The sequence below is a fragment of the Vibrio sp. Hal054 genome, from assembly GCF_037162405.1.
Taxonomy (GTDB): domain Bacteria; phylum Pseudomonadota; class Gammaproteobacteria; order Enterobacterales; family Vibrionaceae; genus Vibrio; species Vibrio diazotrophicus.
Window position 1 is genome coordinate 3206323 of sequence record NZ_JARLUT010000001.1, and the last position, 13887, is coordinate 3220209.

The window sequence follows — 13887 nt, forward strand, 5'->3', positions numbered from 1 at the left end:
ACTGCAATTAAGCAGCAGGGGCATCCATTACCGAAGATGAGCCTTTTTGTGCCAAAGCAGCTAGATCTTTGTCGATAAAGAACAACGCTTTACCATCTTCACCAACCAGTTCTAGCTTGTCTAAAATCCCTTTAAACAACTTCTCTTCTTCATGTTGCTCCGCAACGTACCACTGAAGGAAGTTAAATGTTGAGTAGTCTTGCGATGTGAATGCCGCATGAGCCAATTTGTTGATTTTTTCTGTAATCATTTGCTCATGTTCGTAGGTTTCACGGAACACATCACCTAAGCTTGCAAAGTTATGTCGAGGAGCCTCAATCGCGCCTAAAATCGGCAGTGAGCCTGTTTCGCTGACATAAGTAAACAGTCTTTGCATGTGCTGCATTTCTTCAGCTGCATGAACTCTTAAAAACTCAGCTGCTCCTTCGAATCCTTTATCTTCACACCAAGCACTCATTTGTAAGTATAGATTGGATGAGAAAAATTCGAGGTTAATTTGATCATTCAATTGATCAACCATCGTTTGTGAAAGCATAAAACGCTCCTAAATCATTGTGCAAACTGGAAGTCACTATAACACGATCATTAGTATTTGTTAGTTTGAGCCACCCTCTCATTCAATATGGATATGAGATCATCATGGCAAAAATGTTTCTAACTAGGTGCTAAAGTTTAATTAACCTAACTTGAGGACAATTAAATGGAGAAGGCATCATGAGCTATAAACACATCTTAGTAGCTGTTGACCTATCTGAAGATAGCAAATTGCTGGTAGAAAAAGCCGTTGCACTCGCGACACCTCTCAATGCTGCTGTCTCGTTTATCCATATCGACGTCAACTATGCCGAACTGTATACCGGACTAATTGATATCAATCTGGCGGAAACTCAGCATCACGCAATGGAAGCATCGCAAACTCAGTTAAAAGAACTGGCAGATCATGCCAATTACCCGATTAACCACACTTTAGTAGGCAGTGGAGACTTGAGTAATGAGCTTTGTGACACCATCAATGAGTTCAATATTGACCTTGTGGTTTGTGGCCATCACCAAGATTTTTGGAGCAAGTTACTCTCCTCAACAAGACAGCTCATAAATTGTTCACCTGTCGACATGTTGGTAGTACCACTTAATGACTGACGAGCAATAATAAATCAGATAGACTGCGGATAATTTCAAACATCCACTTATAGAAATATCCGGGATTATGTTTTATTTATCTGCAGTTACCCTACTTTGGGCATTTTCATTTAGCCTGATCGGCGTTTATCTGGCGGGTCAGGTTGACTCTTGGTTCTCAGTGTTCATGCGCGTTGCACTGGCAAGCGTTGTCTTCCTGCCGTTTTTGAAATTCAAGCAAGTACCCAAAAAACTGATTGTTCAGCTAATGTCTATCGGTGGTATCCAACTTGGATTGATGTATTGCTTCTACTACCAATCGTTTTTACTGCTCTCTGTTCCAGAAGTATTGCTGTTTACCGTATTCACACCCATTTACGTCACTTTGATTTACGATTTGCTTAAAGCACGTTTCTCTCCGTGGTATCTGGTTACGGCCGCTATCGCGGTAGCGGGTGCGGTGTTCATTAAGTTTGCTGGTATCAATGAGAACTTCGTGATCGGCTTCTTTGTTGTGCAAGGTGCCAACCTCTGTTTTGCAATCGGTCAGGTGGCTTATAAATATGTTATGGAAAACCAAAGCGTAGAGCTTCCTCAACGCACGGTGTTTGGTTATTTCTACTTAGGCGCATTGGTTGTGGCAACCATAGCGTTCGCGCTGTTAGGTAACCCAGCGAAGCTACCAACCACCTCACTGCAGTGGGGTATTCTGATTTACCTTGGTGTGATTGCATCTGGTCTAGGTTATTTCGTGTGGAACAAGGGCGCGTGTTTGGTTAACGCGGGTGCGTTGGCGATCATGAATAACGCTTTGGTTCCAGCAGGTTTAATCGTCAACATCGTTATTTGGAACCGCGATGTGGATGTCGCTCGTCTGACTATTGGCGGCATCATCATTTTGTTCTCACTGTGGGTTAACGAAACTTGGGTGAAACGTAAAGTTGCTCAAAGCTACAAAGAAGCCGAAAGCGCTTAAACACTGGCTGCTCAAACACTGGTAAGAAAAGAATCGCATAGCAAAACGCCCATCAGGTTAAGCCGAAGGGCGTTTTTGTATTTGAGGCTTTAAGTAGCCGTTAGTGATACTGGGAAGTAAGTGAATAATCACTGCTTGTTGCCTGATTTAACTCGGCAAATTTCAACTGCAGAGCTTGCTGTTTCTTGGCAAGCTTGCGTTGTTTCTTCAGCACTTTTTCCAGTTTCTTTTGATACTTTTTCTGCGCTTTTAGCGTTTTCTTAGCAACTTTTAACGCCGCTTTGCTGCTCTTATCAACACTCTTGTCAACGGTAGTACTTTCTTTCGCAACCGGAGCATTTACAGAAAAAGCCTGAGGTTTGCACAATCTCTTTTTGTCGGAAGATGAACGCGCGCACGAGCGACATAAGTACTTAGGTGCAGCAACGATTCGATAAATATCTGACAACGAAGCAGTGATATCGTGACGACTTAATTTACATAAACGCTGAGCCATAAATACAACCAAACAAAAATGATAATGATTCTTGGTTATATATAACCCTCTGCTAATAAAAAGGCAAGCCTACTATTCGTCAGATGTTTTCGTCTGATGTTTCCGCCTGTTATTTTTCGCCCGTCATCGCTGCAATCACATAAACATCAAAGCGGTTCTTTTTGGTTTCTATTGCCATACTTGGCTTATGCTCTGCCAGCCAATTTGCGTAATCAGGACGCTTCACCACCACTCGTTTAGTCGCAAGTTGCAATGCAGGTTCTAATAGCGCGTCAGCGTCGTTATCTGCGCCGACAAGAGATTGGAATACGCGCATCTCTTTCTTAACCAAAGCGCTTTTCTTTTTGTTCTCAGGATGCGGATACATAGGATCGAGATACACCACATCTGGGCGAACGAAGCTTTCGTCATTGGCTAATTTATTGAGAGCATCGTGACTGGATGCGTGCAGTAGCGTCACGCGCTCTGATACCCAACCACCAATTTCACTGTCCTGCTTGGCTCGATTTAATCCATCATCCAACAATGCCGCAACCACAGGATGACGCTCCACCATTTGTACTTTGCAGCCCAAAGAGGCTAAAACAAATGCATCTCGGCCTAAGCCAGCCGTTCCATCCAGCACCGTAGGTGTGGCACCTTTATTGAGCCCTGCAGCTTTTGCAATGGATTGACCTTTACCGCCACCAAACTTACGACGATGCGCCACCGCCCCGGTGACCCAATCAACGAAGATGGCTCCCAGCTTAGGTTCATCAACTTTACGCAGTTCTAATTGCTCGCTGGTGAGTACCAGCGCAAAAACGCTTTCATCACTGTGTGTAAGCTTCCAGCGAGTTGCTATTTCATCAAGCTCAGAAGCGCGTTCAGGGGCTTCACAAATCAGTTGTAGCTGCAAAGTGTCATTCCATAATGAGTTTCAAAAATCGCTGCCAGTGTAGCGGATTTTCATCAGAAACCTAAGGTTTCAGTGTGATAAGATGCGGAAGAATCTTCGTTGAATAAGTGAACTAGGAACCTGTATGCAAGTCGCCTCTACAAAGCTCGACGAGCTTGATCGCGCTATTCTGAAAATCTTAATGGATGATGCACGTACGCCCTACGCAGAAATGGCGAAGCAATTTAATGTCAGCCCTGCCACTATTCACGTACGCATCGAAAAAATGAAAGCTGCGGATATCATTCAAGGCACTGAAGTTGTCGTGAATACCAAAAAGCTCGGCTATGACGTGTGCTGTTTTATTGGTATTAACCTGAAAGCCGCGCGTGATTACCATTCTGCACTGGAAAAGCTCAATGCTCTTGATGAAGTGGTTGAAGCTTACTACACCACCGGTGCTTACAGTATTTTCGTTAAGTTGATGTGCCGTTCAATTGAAGAACTGCAGTTTGTATTGATCGACAAGTTGCAGGCGATTGACGAAGTTCAGTCAACAGAAACGCTGATCTCGCTACAAAACCCGATCAACCGTAATGTGATTCCTTAAATCGACGCTAAAAGATAGCAAGTTCAAAAAGCAGAAAAGACAAAAAACCCAAGTTTCAAACTTGGGTTCTTGTTATAGCATCAATTATTTTTTCAGGTAGTTCATCAGCTCTTCTGCTGAGATACCTTGTTGTGCTAATTGCTTAGCCAGCAAATCGACTTGCTCGCCTTTACGCGAATCTATCACTTGTTGAAATTGATAAACGAGATCGCGCAGAACTGGTAGTGGGACTTGTTTAGCAGCACTACGTACACGCTCACTGCTTTGATTACCTAACTCATTAAGTAACTTACCAAACATCACTTTTTCAGGTGATTCTTCTAACTGCTCGAGAATACGAGCCATTTCATAGGTAGTTAGGGACACTGTATTTCGATTCCAAGACGCTATTTCTAATGATAGTGAGCGAAATAATATACACCTGTTACCCTGATTAGAAAATAGCACTTCAGAGTATTTACAAAACCTTGCAACTCTTCACTATTCAAATGAGTAAGGGGCGTTGCTATTTCCTGTTCCTGCCAACCACATCACTGAAATGCTAAGCGATGCCACTCTTTGCCCGCTTTAGACAGCAAAATAATCAGCGCAGGGGCAACAATCCACATTTGAAGTGCAATCATCATCTGCGGTTCAAGATCTAAGCGTTGTAGTGTGCCTACCACAAGACCAGCACCACTCATCTGGAACAAACCTAACAGTGCAGCGGCTGTGCCCGCTTTGTCGCCAAACGGTGCCAATGCTTTACCCGCAGCTGAACCCAGAATCCAAGCAAAACCTACCGATGAGAAGAAGATTGGCAACATAAAGGCTAAAGCCGTGCCTTGAGACTTCATTCCTACCATCAGACCACCAGCCACTAATAACATCACGATTCCAGAGAACAGAATTTTATGTGTTCCCCATTTGTCCATCAGCTTAGGAGCAGACAAACAAGCCGCGATGTTAACCACAGCGTTAATACCAAACCAGAAAGTAAACTCATTCATGGTTAAGCCTAAGTTTTCCATCAGAACCACAGGGGCTGAAGTGACATAAGCCAAGATAACCGCCATAGCCAGCATACAAAGCGAAGCATGGAACAAAAATGAAGGGACTTTTAACACAGACCAATAACGCGACAGCTTAAACACGGCTTGCTTTTCAGTACTTGGATTGGTCTCTTTCATACGAATCAACAACCAGAATCCAACGAATACACCAAAGCCTGCCATAAAGCTGAAGTTAGAACGCCAGCCAAATTGCTGTGTTAACCAGCTTCCTAGAATTGGCGCTAAAGCAGGAATAAAGCAGATCGCACCATTAAGGTAGCTGATCATCTTGCCACTGCGCTCAGGGCCAAAGATATCGCGAACCGTCGCAAAGGCTGCTACAGACGTTGCACACGCACCCAATCCTTGTAGCAAACGAGACATTAGCATCCACTCAATACTCTGAGCGCCCCACGCCAATAAAGCGCTCAAGATGTAGATGCTAACACCAGCCAATGCAACAGTTCGACGTCCGAGTTTATCCGCCAAAGGGCCAGCAAACAGTTGCCCGACACCCATAGCAAATAAGAACCAAGTAATCGTATCTTGAGCTAAGGCATGTTCCACGTGAAACGCTTGCGAGATTTGTGGCAATGCAGGCAAGTAAATATCGATTGCCAACGGACTAAACAGTACCAACAAAGTCAGTAGAATCATTTGCTGTTTGCTTTGCACAGAAGACTCTTTCACAGAAGAAGTTACGCTCAAAATAGGTTCCAAAATTGAATAATAAAGAGCGTGCATGATAGAAGAATGCTGTTATTCGAACAAATGGCTTATAATCATCAGTAATATTCCTCAATGGAAAATCACATGAACATTGATAAATTAGCGCGAATTGACCTTAACTTGCTTGTTTGTTTACAAGTTCTTGGAGAGGAACTCAGCGTTACGCGCGCTTCTAACCGGCTGCATCTGAGTCAGTCTGCCGTCAGTAAGTCGCTGGCGAAACTACGCGAACAATTCGATGATCCACTTTTCATCCGAACCTCCCATGGACTAAAACCGACACCAAAAATGTTGTTTTTAAAGCCTAAATTGGAAACCTTGGTTGATCAGCTAGAGCTGATTACTCAGCCAGAGCAGTTTTCGCCTCAGTCGAGTGAATACCGATTCCATATTGCGGCTGTCGAAAGTGTCTACCCATTAATCCTGCCCCACTTTTTGCCAGCGATATTCATGCAGGGCCCAAATCTCAATATCAGTACCCACTCTTGGACAGACCAAACCTTTAAAAAGCTGCAAATGGGCGAGCTCGATATTGGTATCACAGGTAAAGATATCGATATCAACGATGCAAAATTAACCATGCTTCCACCAAAGGATATCTGCGAGCAAGAGATCTATCGCGATTCACAAATGTGTGTTGTTCGACGAGATCACCCTGTTCTAAAGCAGCCATGGAATTTGGAACGCTATCTAACCCTTCGACATGTACAAGTTCGCTGTGATGGCAGTGACCGCTGGCTGCTGGACTACCGCTTGGCTGACTTAGGTTATCAGCGTGATATTGCGATTACCGTCCCCGACTTTAACAGTGCCGCCAGCTTATGTAGCTATACAGACTTTGTGTTTACCGCGCCGAGCCATTTTACGCATCTGGTCGCCAAACATCTCGATTTGGTGGTACTGCCACTGCCTCTTGAGTTCCCGCCAATGGCTTATACGCTGTTCTGGCACAGAGACAGAGAAAACGACCCGGCACTCTCTTGGTTAAGGCAAATCATTCAGACGAAAACCTTACATTTGCGTTAAACAAATGCCCTATAACACTATTGATAAGATTAAGTTCAGCACATTTGCACACTCACTACAAAACGAGTAGCTTATCGGTTCACGTCCTGCACTACATAGATAGGCAAAGTGGGTATATCAAGAGAACGGATATATCGGCATCAGCTGAACAAAAGGACAATTATTAGGAGAATAGCAAGATGTACCAATCCATCTCCCAGCGTGTAACGGAAATTCGTAACTGGTTAACACGTAACGGTTTAGACGCACTCATTATTCCTCATGAAGATGAGTATCTTGGCGAATACGTACCAGAACACAACGAACGATTACATTGGTTAACTGGGTTTACTGGTTCAGCGGGTGCCGCTGTGATTACTCAAACCTCGGCAGCCATTTTTGTTGATGGCCGCTATACCGTTCAGGTTCGCAAGCAGGTTCTACAAGAACTGTTTGAGTACCGTCATCTGATTGAAGAACCGTATTTAGATTGGCTACAAAGTCATTTGCCTACAGGTAGCAAAGTGGGCTACGACCCAAGAATGCACCGTGCGAGTTGGTTAACGGCAACTCAAAGTAAACTTGCGGGCGAGCTAGAATTAGTTGCGACCGAAGGCAATGCTATCGACCAACTTTGGCATGATCGCCCTGCTCCTGTTGTCTCTGACATGCGTTTAATGAGTGATGAGCTGGTTGGTGTAAATAGCGCGACAAAACGTCAGCGTATTGCAGACATCTTGCGCTCTAAAAAAGCAGATAGCGCAGTGCTGACAGAATTAGACTCTATCTGTTGGCTGCTGAATATTCGTGGTCTAGACGTATCACGCTTACCAGTGTTGCTATCGCACGCCATTGTTCATTCTGACGCAAGTGTCGACTTCTTCCTTGATCCAACTCGATTAGCCGAGGGCTTTGAGAATCACGTTGGTGCAGGTGTACGAGTTCATCATCCAGATACGCTGCAAACAGAACTTGAGAAACTTTCAGGCAAGAAAGTCATTGTAGACCCAGCCACCAGCAACGCTTGGTTCACACTGACACTGCAGAATGTAAACGCTGAACTCATTAAAGACGCAGATCCTTGCTTGTTACCAAAAGCCGCAAAAAACGCGACTGAAATTAAAGGCATGAAAGCGTGTCATGTTCGCGATGGTGCTGCAATGGCGAAATTCCTATCTTGGCTAGACAGCGAAGTGGCGGCTGGCAAACTGCATAACGAAGCGCAACTGGCTGATAAGCTTCAAGCATTCCGCGAGCTTGACCCAACATTAGCAGACCTGAGCTTTGACACCATTTCAGCAGCAACCACGAATGCAGCTATGTGTCACTACAACCACATGAACCAACCAGAGCCAGGTAAGCTAGAAATGAACACGCTTTACCTTGTTGATTCTGGTGGCCAATATACCGATGGTACAACCGATATAACCCGTACCATTGCGATTGGTGAAGTCAGTGACGAAATGAAGCAACAGTTCACCTTGGTTCTAAAAGGTCATATTGCTTTGGCTAAAGCTCGATTCCCGAAAGGTACTTGTGGCCACCAACTTGATGTTTTAGCCCGCCAACATTTATGGGCAAACGGCTACGATTATGATCACGGTACGGGTCACGGTGTTGGTCACTTCCTCAGTGTTCACGAAGGGCCTCAACGTATTAGTAAAGTGTTTAACAACGTTGCCTTGCTACCTGGCATGGTGTTGTCGAACGAACCGGGTTACTACCGAGCTGACGGCTTTGGTATTCGTATCGAAAACTTAGAATTGGTTGTAGAAGTCGAAACCCAAGGCGACTTCCATGTTCATGGCTTCGAATCACTCACTCGCTGCCCTATTGATGTTCGCGCTATCAATGTCAACATGCTGACAAAACCTGAACTTAACTGGCTAAACGACTACCACCAAAAAGTGTGGGACGACGTTAGCCATCTAGTTGAAGGTGATGTTAAGCAGTGGCTAAAACAGGCAACTCAGCCAATCGCCCATTAATAACAATTCATTTACTTTTAAATCAATCCCTTAGTGAGAAATCACTAAGGGATTTTTTATTTCTAACTCGTCAATCAACGAAACAATCTTACTCTAATCATTTAATTATTTTTCAAATAATATAAACAACTGATTTTAAATAAATTAATCACGCAACCAAAACACACCCATGCAAAAACCCCTTCAATTTAATTTGAGATCTAACGATTATTTTGTTTAACTTATATTTAACTAATCGTTCAATTAAAAAAATTAAGGAGTGATTGTGCCTAAAGTTGGAATGCCTAGCATACGCAAACCACAACTCGTCAATGCCACTATGACAGTGATTGAACGTGTCGGTTTACACGCAGCAAGCATCGCATTAATTAGTCGCGAAGCAGGTGTATCCACAGGCATCATCAATCACTATTTTGGCGGTAAACATGGCTTGCTCGAAGAAACCATGCGCGCAATCTTGCGCGAGCACTCGGAAACAGTAATGCAATTACTGTCCGCTATTCCCAAACACCAACATCAAAAGCGTATCCATGCAATTGTTGAAGCTAACTTCTCTGATTTCCAAGCTTCCAACAAAGTTGCAAAAACATGGTTGGCATTCTGGTCTTACTCAATGCATGACCCGCAACTTCACCGCTTGCAACGCGTGAACGAAAAGCGACTCCTTTCTCATCTCACAATCGAACTCAAAGCCCTATTACCTCAGCAACAGGTTAAGCAGGTTGGACAAGGTATTGCCGCACTGATTGACGGTCTTTGGCTACGCGGCGCAATGAACCAAGAAGGTATCAACGCTCAACGAGCGCGCGCGTTAATTGGCGATTACTTAGAACTACAACTGGCGCAACACGCGCTAACAACTCGTTAGGTCTTCAAATGGAAAAAGCATCACTTTATATCGATGGTCGTTATCAACAGGCGTCATCGGGCGAAACTTTTATTAGCTATAACCCAGCAACCGGTGAACCTCTGGCCACTCTTGGTCAGGCTAATGAACAAGATGTTCAGGCAGCGGTAGATTCTGCCAAGCGTGGTTTTGCTGTTTGGTCGACAATGACAGCCGTAGAACGTAGCCGTATTCTGCTAAAAGCGGTGACAATCCTTAGAGAACGAAACGATGAACTGGCACTTCTAGAAGTATTGGATACCGGTAAACCAATCCAAGAAGCCAATTGCGTTGATATTGTGACTGGCGCAGATGTTATTGAATACTTTGCTGGTCTTGCACCTGCTCTTCAGGGCGAACAACAATCGCTTTCCGAGAGCCAGTTCTTTTATACACGTAAAGAACCACTAGGCATTTGTGCCGGTATCGGCGCTTGGAACTACCCGATTCAGATCGCCATGTGGAAGTCTGCGCCTGCTCTTGCTGCAGGTAACGCTATGATCTTCAAACCTTCAGAAGAGACACCGCTGACCGCTCTCAAGCTGGCTGAAATCTTTACTGAAGCGGGCGTACCTGATGGCGTATTTAACGTTGTTCAAGGTGATGGTCGTGTTGGCCAAATGCTGACAGCTCACCCAGACATCGCAAAAGTATCATTCACCGGTGAAACGGGTACTGGCAAAGCGGTAATGTCTGCCAGCGCTCAAAGTCTGAAATCCGTCACTATGGAACTGGGCGGTAAATCTCCGCTGATTATTTTTGACGACGCAAAGTTAGACCAAGCAGTATCAGGTGCAATGACTGCTAACTTCTACACTCAAGGCGAAGTGTGTACTAACGGTACTCGTGTTTTCGTTCATGAAAATATCTATGGCGACTTCATCGCTCAACTAAAAGCCCGCACGGAAAAACTGATCGTAGGCGATCCCCAAGATCCGAATACTCAAGTGGGTGCACTTATCTCTAAAGAACATTTAGCGAAGGTTCTTGAAGCCATCGAAAGCGCAAAAAACAGCGGCGCCAAATTGTTAACCGGCGGCTATCAAGTCACTGAAGGTGAGTTAGCCAAAGGTAACTTTGTTGCTCCAACCGTGTTTGTTGATTGCCAAGACGACATGGATTTCGTCCAGAAGGAAATCTTCGGTCCGGTAATGGCGGTGATTAAGTTTAGCGATGAAGACGAAGCGATTAAGCGAGCAAACGCGACCAACTATGGTCTTGCCGCTGGCGTATTTACACAGAATATCTCCCGCGCACACCGAGTAATCCACCAGCTGCAAGCGGGTATCTGCTGGATTAACACTTGGGGTGACTCCCCTGCGCCTATGCCTGTAGGTGGCTACAAGCTCTCAGGCGTTGGCCGTGAGAACGGCATCGAAACCTTAAGCCACTACACACAAACAAAAAGCATCCTGATTGAGCTGGATGACTATGTTGGAGCTTACGAGTAAGGAAGAATGATGAAACAACACTTTGATTATATTGTTATCGGTGCTGGTTCTGCAGGCTGCGTTTTAGCTGATCGCCTAACTGAAAGTGGCGAGCATTCTGTTTTGTTACTGGAAGCCGGAGGCAGCGATAAAAGCATTTTCATCCAAATGCCAACCGCTCTCTCATACCCTATGAATACACCTAAGTATGCATGGCAATTTGAATCTGTCGAAGAGCCGGGATTAGATGACCGCCAACTACACTGCCCTAGAGGAAAAGTGCTCGGTGGTAGTTCATCAATCAACGGTATGGTTTACGTTCGTGGGCATGCTTGCGACTTTGATGAATGGCAACAACACGGCGCTAACGGCTGGGATTACGCGTCTTGCTTACCTTACTTCAAGAAAGCTGAAAACTGGATTCATGGTGGCGATCAATACCGTGGCGATCAAGGCCCGTTAGCCACTTGTAACGGTAACGATATGGAACTTAACCCGCTCTATCAGGCATTTATTGATGCCGGAGAAGAAGCCGGTTATCCGACGACAAACGATTATAACGGTTATCAACAAGAAGGCTTCGGCCCGATGCATATGACGGTGGATAAAGGCGTACGAGCTTCAACTTCGAACGCTTACCTGCGCCGAGCGTTGAAACGCCCAAACCTGACTCTGCTTAAAAATGTACTGACACGTAAAATTGTTATCGAAAACGGCAAAGCAGTAGGTGTGGAGTTTGAGCATAAAGGTCAGGTCGAAACCGTATTTTCAAACAAAGAAGTGATTTCCAGTGCTGGCTCTATTGGCTCAGTACAGTTGTTACAGTTATCTGGTATTGGCCCTCGCGATGTATTGGAAAACGCGGGTGTCGAAGTAAAACATGAGCTACCCGGTGTCGGTCAGAATCTGCAGGATCACTTGGAAGTCTACTTCCAGTATCGCTGCGAAGAACCTATTACATTGAACAGCAAGCTAGGCCTTATCAGTAAAGGGATGATAGGCGCTGAATGGCTGCTTACCAAGCGCGGCCTTGGTGCGACAAATCATTTTGAATCTTGTGCGTTCATACGCTCTCGCGCAGGCTTAAAGTGGCCAAACATTCAATACCACTTCTTACCAGCAGCCATGCGGTATGATGGTCGTACAGCGTTTGATGGACACGGTTTTCAAGTACACGTTGGTCCGAACAAACCACTGAGTCGCGGTCAGGTCTGGATTCGTTCAAATGATCCAGCAGACAAACCAGGCATTTTGTTCCGTTATTTATCAGAGCAGCAAGATATTCAGGATTGGCGTGACTGTATCCGCTTAACCCGCGAGATCTTAGCTCAACCTACGTTAGATAAATACCGTGGTGATGAAATTCAACCGGGGTTCCATATCTCTTCAGATCAAGAGATCGATGAGTGGGTTAAACAGAATGTAGAAAGTGCTTACCACCCCTCTTGTAGCTGCAAAATGGGCGCAGACGACGACCCAATGGCCGTGCTCGACAACGAATGTCGCGTACGCGGTGTGCAATCACTGCGAGTGGTGGACTCATCGATTTTCCCAACCATTCCTAACGGTAACCTTAACGCTCCAACCATCATGGTTGCTGAGCGAGCGGCAGACATCATCTTAGGTAAAACTCTTCTTCCTCGTGAGCAAGCACCCGTGTGGATCGCAGAAAACTGGCAACAAGACCAGCGCGAAAACGCACCACGACGCTCATTGGACTCCCTTCAATCTTCGGAAATGAAAGATCAATAAGGAAATAAAACATGCGTAAAGTCATCACTCTTGCAGCAGCAACTATGCTGTCGTTCAACACCTATGCAAACACTTGTGAAACAGTCCGTTTCGCTGATGTCGGCTGGACTGACATCACAGCAACTACCGCTGTCACAACCGAACTTTTAAAAGGTTTGGGCTACCAAACCAAGACTGACCTACTTTCAGTACCAGTTACCTACTCCTCTATGGCCAATGGCGATATCGACGTTTTTCTAGGTAACTGGATGCCAACAATGGAAGGCGATATTGCCAAGTATCGTGATGCAGGAACGGTAGAAACTATTCGCGCCAACCTTGAAGGCGCGAAATACACCCTAGCCGTACCTAAATATGTTTATGACGCAGGCGTAACGTCATTTGCCGACATTGCAAAGCATGCTGATCAATTCAAAGACCGTATTTACGGTATCGAACCCGGTAACGATGGTAACCGACTCATTCAATCAATGATTGATAGCAACGCATTCGACCTAAAAGGTTTCAAACTGGTTGAGTCGAGTGAAGCGGGTATGGTTTCTCAGGTTAAGCGTGCCGTTCGCCGCAACGAATGGATTGCATTCCTCGGTTGGGCACCACACCCAATGAACAGCAATGTTGAGATGGAGTATCTCGCGGGTGGTGATGACTACTTCGGTCCTAACTACGGCGGTGCGAACGTTTATACCAACGTACGCAAAGACTACGTAGCACAGTGCCCGAACGTGGGTCAGTTACTTAACAACCTTTCATTTAGCCTTGATATGGAAAACGTTTTGATGGAAGCCATTCTTAACGAAAAGAAACAGCCATCAAAAGCGGCTCAGGAATGGCTGCGTGCTAACCCACAAGCTATCGAGCAGTGGTTACAGAAAGTCACCACTAAAGACGGAAAACCAGCGATAGAAGCGGTAACCGTATATTTGAACAAAGACGCTTAACAAACTGGTTGGCGGGGCTAAATGCCCTGCCACTAAATAAGGAATTC

At 45.2% G+C, this 13887-nt stretch carries 14 protein-coding genes; 9 read left to right on the top strand and 5 right to left on the bottom strand.

Annotated elements, in window-relative coordinates:
* Positions 1 to 7 precede the first annotated feature (7 nt).
* Entirely contained in the window at positions 8 to 535 is a 528-nt protein-coding gene (gene ftnA, locus P4S58_RS14950; RefSeq protein ID WP_042490073.1) for a non-heme ferritin, read from the bottom strand.
* Positions 536 to 714: 179 nt separating this feature from the next.
* Between ftnA and uspA the strand changes: the two genes are divergently transcribed.
* Together uspA and P4S58_RS14960 are read left to right on the top strand one after the other, a co-directional pair.
* Complete coding sequence (gene uspA / locus P4S58_RS14955; protein ID WP_042490075.1) at positions 715 to 1140, top strand: universal stress protein UspA; 426 nt, start codon at positions 715 to 717, stop codon at positions 1138 to 1140.
* Between the two features lie 67 nt (positions 1141 to 1207).
* Positions 1208 to 2095: a carboxylate/amino acid/amine transporter gene (locus P4S58_RS14960; protein ID WP_102963048.1), complete on the top strand. Its 888-nt coding sequence runs from the start codon at positions 1208 to 1210 to the stop codon at positions 2093 to 2095.
* Positions 2096 to 2195: 100 nt separating this feature from the next.
* Here P4S58_RS14960 and P4S58_RS14965 read toward each other — a convergent pair whose 3' ends face one another.
* Both P4S58_RS14965 and P4S58_RS14970 read right to left on the bottom strand, forming a co-directional pair.
* Positions 2196 to 2591, bottom strand: coding sequence for a hypothetical protein (locus tag P4S58_RS14965; protein ID WP_102963049.1), 396 nt, complete (start codon positions 2589 to 2591; stop codon positions 2196 to 2198).
* 109 nt (positions 2592 to 2700) lie between these two features.
* Entirely contained in the window at positions 2701 to 3489 is a 789-nt protein-coding gene (locus tag P4S58_RS14970) for a class I SAM-dependent methyltransferase (RefSeq protein ID WP_102963050.1), read from the bottom strand.
* Positions 3490 to 3613: 124 nt separating this feature from the next.
* Here P4S58_RS14970 and asnC point away from each other — a divergent pair, with 124 nt between their 5' ends.
* Entirely contained in the window at positions 3614 to 4078 is a 465-nt protein-coding gene (asnC, locus tag P4S58_RS14975) for a transcriptional regulator AsnC (RefSeq protein ID WP_042490084.1), read from the top strand.
* Between the two features lie 84 nt (positions 4079 to 4162).
* Here asnC and tsrA read toward each other — a convergent pair whose 3' ends face one another.
* Both tsrA and P4S58_RS14985 read right to left on the bottom strand, forming a co-directional pair.
* Positions 4163 to 4444 (bottom strand): H-NS-like global regulator TsrA, encoded by a 282-nt coding sequence (gene tsrA, locus P4S58_RS14980; protein ID WP_042490086.1) that lies wholly within the window; start codon positions 4442 to 4444, stop codon positions 4163 to 4165.
* Positions 4445 to 4608: 164 nt separating this feature from the next.
* Complete coding sequence (locus P4S58_RS14985; protein ID WP_102969536.1) at positions 4609 to 5766, bottom strand: multidrug effflux MFS transporter; 1158 nt, start codon at positions 5764 to 5766, stop codon at positions 4609 to 4611.
* 156 nt (positions 5767 to 5922) lie between these two features.
* Here P4S58_RS14985 and P4S58_RS14990 point away from each other — a divergent pair, with 156 nt between their 5' ends.
* The 6 genes from P4S58_RS14990 to P4S58_RS15015 all read left to right on the top strand — a co-directional run bounded on the left by P4S58_RS14990 (position 5923) and on the right by P4S58_RS15015 (position 13840).
* Positions 5923 to 6864: a LysR substrate-binding domain-containing protein gene (locus P4S58_RS14990; RefSeq protein WP_102963052.1), complete on the top strand. Its 942-nt coding sequence runs from the start codon at positions 5923 to 5925 to the stop codon at positions 6862 to 6864.
* A 179-nt stretch (positions 6865 to 7043) separates the two neighbouring features.
* A complete protein-coding gene (locus P4S58_RS14995; protein WP_102963053.1) occupies positions 7044 to 8831 on the top strand; it encodes an aminopeptidase P family protein in 1788 nt (595 codons plus the stop codon).
* A gap of 265 nt (positions 8832 to 9096) precedes the next feature.
* A complete protein-coding gene (betI, locus tag P4S58_RS15000; protein ID WP_337164413.1) occupies positions 9097 to 9699 on the top strand; it encodes a transcriptional regulator BetI in 603 nt (200 codons plus the stop codon).
* 8 nt (positions 9700 to 9707) lie between these two features.
* Positions 9708 to 11168 carry a betaine-aldehyde dehydrogenase gene (gene betB, locus P4S58_RS15005; RefSeq protein ID WP_102963055.1) on the top strand — a complete coding sequence of 487 codons (1461 nt, stop codon included), beginning with the start codon at positions 9708 to 9710 and terminating at the stop codon, positions 11166 to 11168.
* A 9-nt stretch (positions 11169 to 11177) separates the two neighbouring features.
* Positions 11178 to 12899 (top strand): choline dehydrogenase, encoded by a 1722-nt coding sequence (gene betA / locus P4S58_RS15010; protein ID WP_102963056.1) that lies wholly within the window; start codon positions 11178 to 11180, stop codon positions 12897 to 12899.
* 11 nt (positions 12900 to 12910) lie between these two features.
* Positions 12911 to 13840, top strand: coding sequence for a choline ABC transporter substrate-binding protein (locus P4S58_RS15015; RefSeq protein WP_102963057.1), 930 nt, complete (start codon positions 12911 to 12913; stop codon positions 13838 to 13840).
* The last annotated feature ends 47 nt before the right edge of the window (positions 13841 to 13887 follow it).

Excerpts from the sequence above, each read along its gene's own strand:
- P4S58_RS14965 (WP_102963049.1), bottom strand. The coding sequence starts at position 2,591 with ATGGCTCAGCGTTTATGTAAATTAAGTCGTCACGATATCACTGCTTCG.
- betA (WP_102963056.1), top strand. The coding sequence starts at position 11,178 with ATGAAACAACACTTTGATTATATTGTTATCGGTGCTGGTTCTGCAGGC.
- P4S58_RS14995 (WP_102963053.1), top strand. The coding sequence starts at position 7,044 with ATGTACCAATCCATCTCCCAGCGTGTAACGGAAATTCGTAACTGGTTA.
- P4S58_RS15015 (WP_102963057.1), top strand. The coding sequence starts at position 12,911 with ATGCGTAAAGTCATCACTCTTGCAGCAGCAACTATGCTGTCGTTCAAC.
- P4S58_RS14960 (WP_102963048.1), top strand. The coding sequence starts at position 1,208 with ATGTTTTATTTATCTGCAGTTACCCTACTTTGGGCATTTTCATTTAGC.
- P4S58_RS14990 (WP_102963052.1), top strand. The coding sequence starts at position 5,923 with ATGAACATTGATAAATTAGCGCGAATTGACCTTAACTTGCTTGTTTGT.
- ftnA (WP_042490073.1), bottom strand. The coding sequence starts at position 535 with ATGCTTTCACAAACGATGGTTGATCAATTGAATGATCAAATTAACCTC.
- betB (WP_102963055.1), top strand. The coding sequence starts at position 9,708 with ATGGAAAAAGCATCACTTTATATCGATGGTCGTTATCAACAGGCGTCA.
- P4S58_RS14985 (WP_102969536.1), bottom strand. The coding sequence starts at position 5,766 with ATGATTCTACTGACTTTGTTGGTACTGTTTAGTCCGTTGGCAATCGAT.
- uspA (WP_042490075.1), top strand. The coding sequence starts at position 715 with ATGAGCTATAAACACATCTTAGTAGCTGTTGACCTATCTGAAGATAGC.
- asnC (WP_042490084.1), top strand. The coding sequence starts at position 3,614 with ATGCAAGTCGCCTCTACAAAGCTCGACGAGCTTGATCGCGCTATTCTG.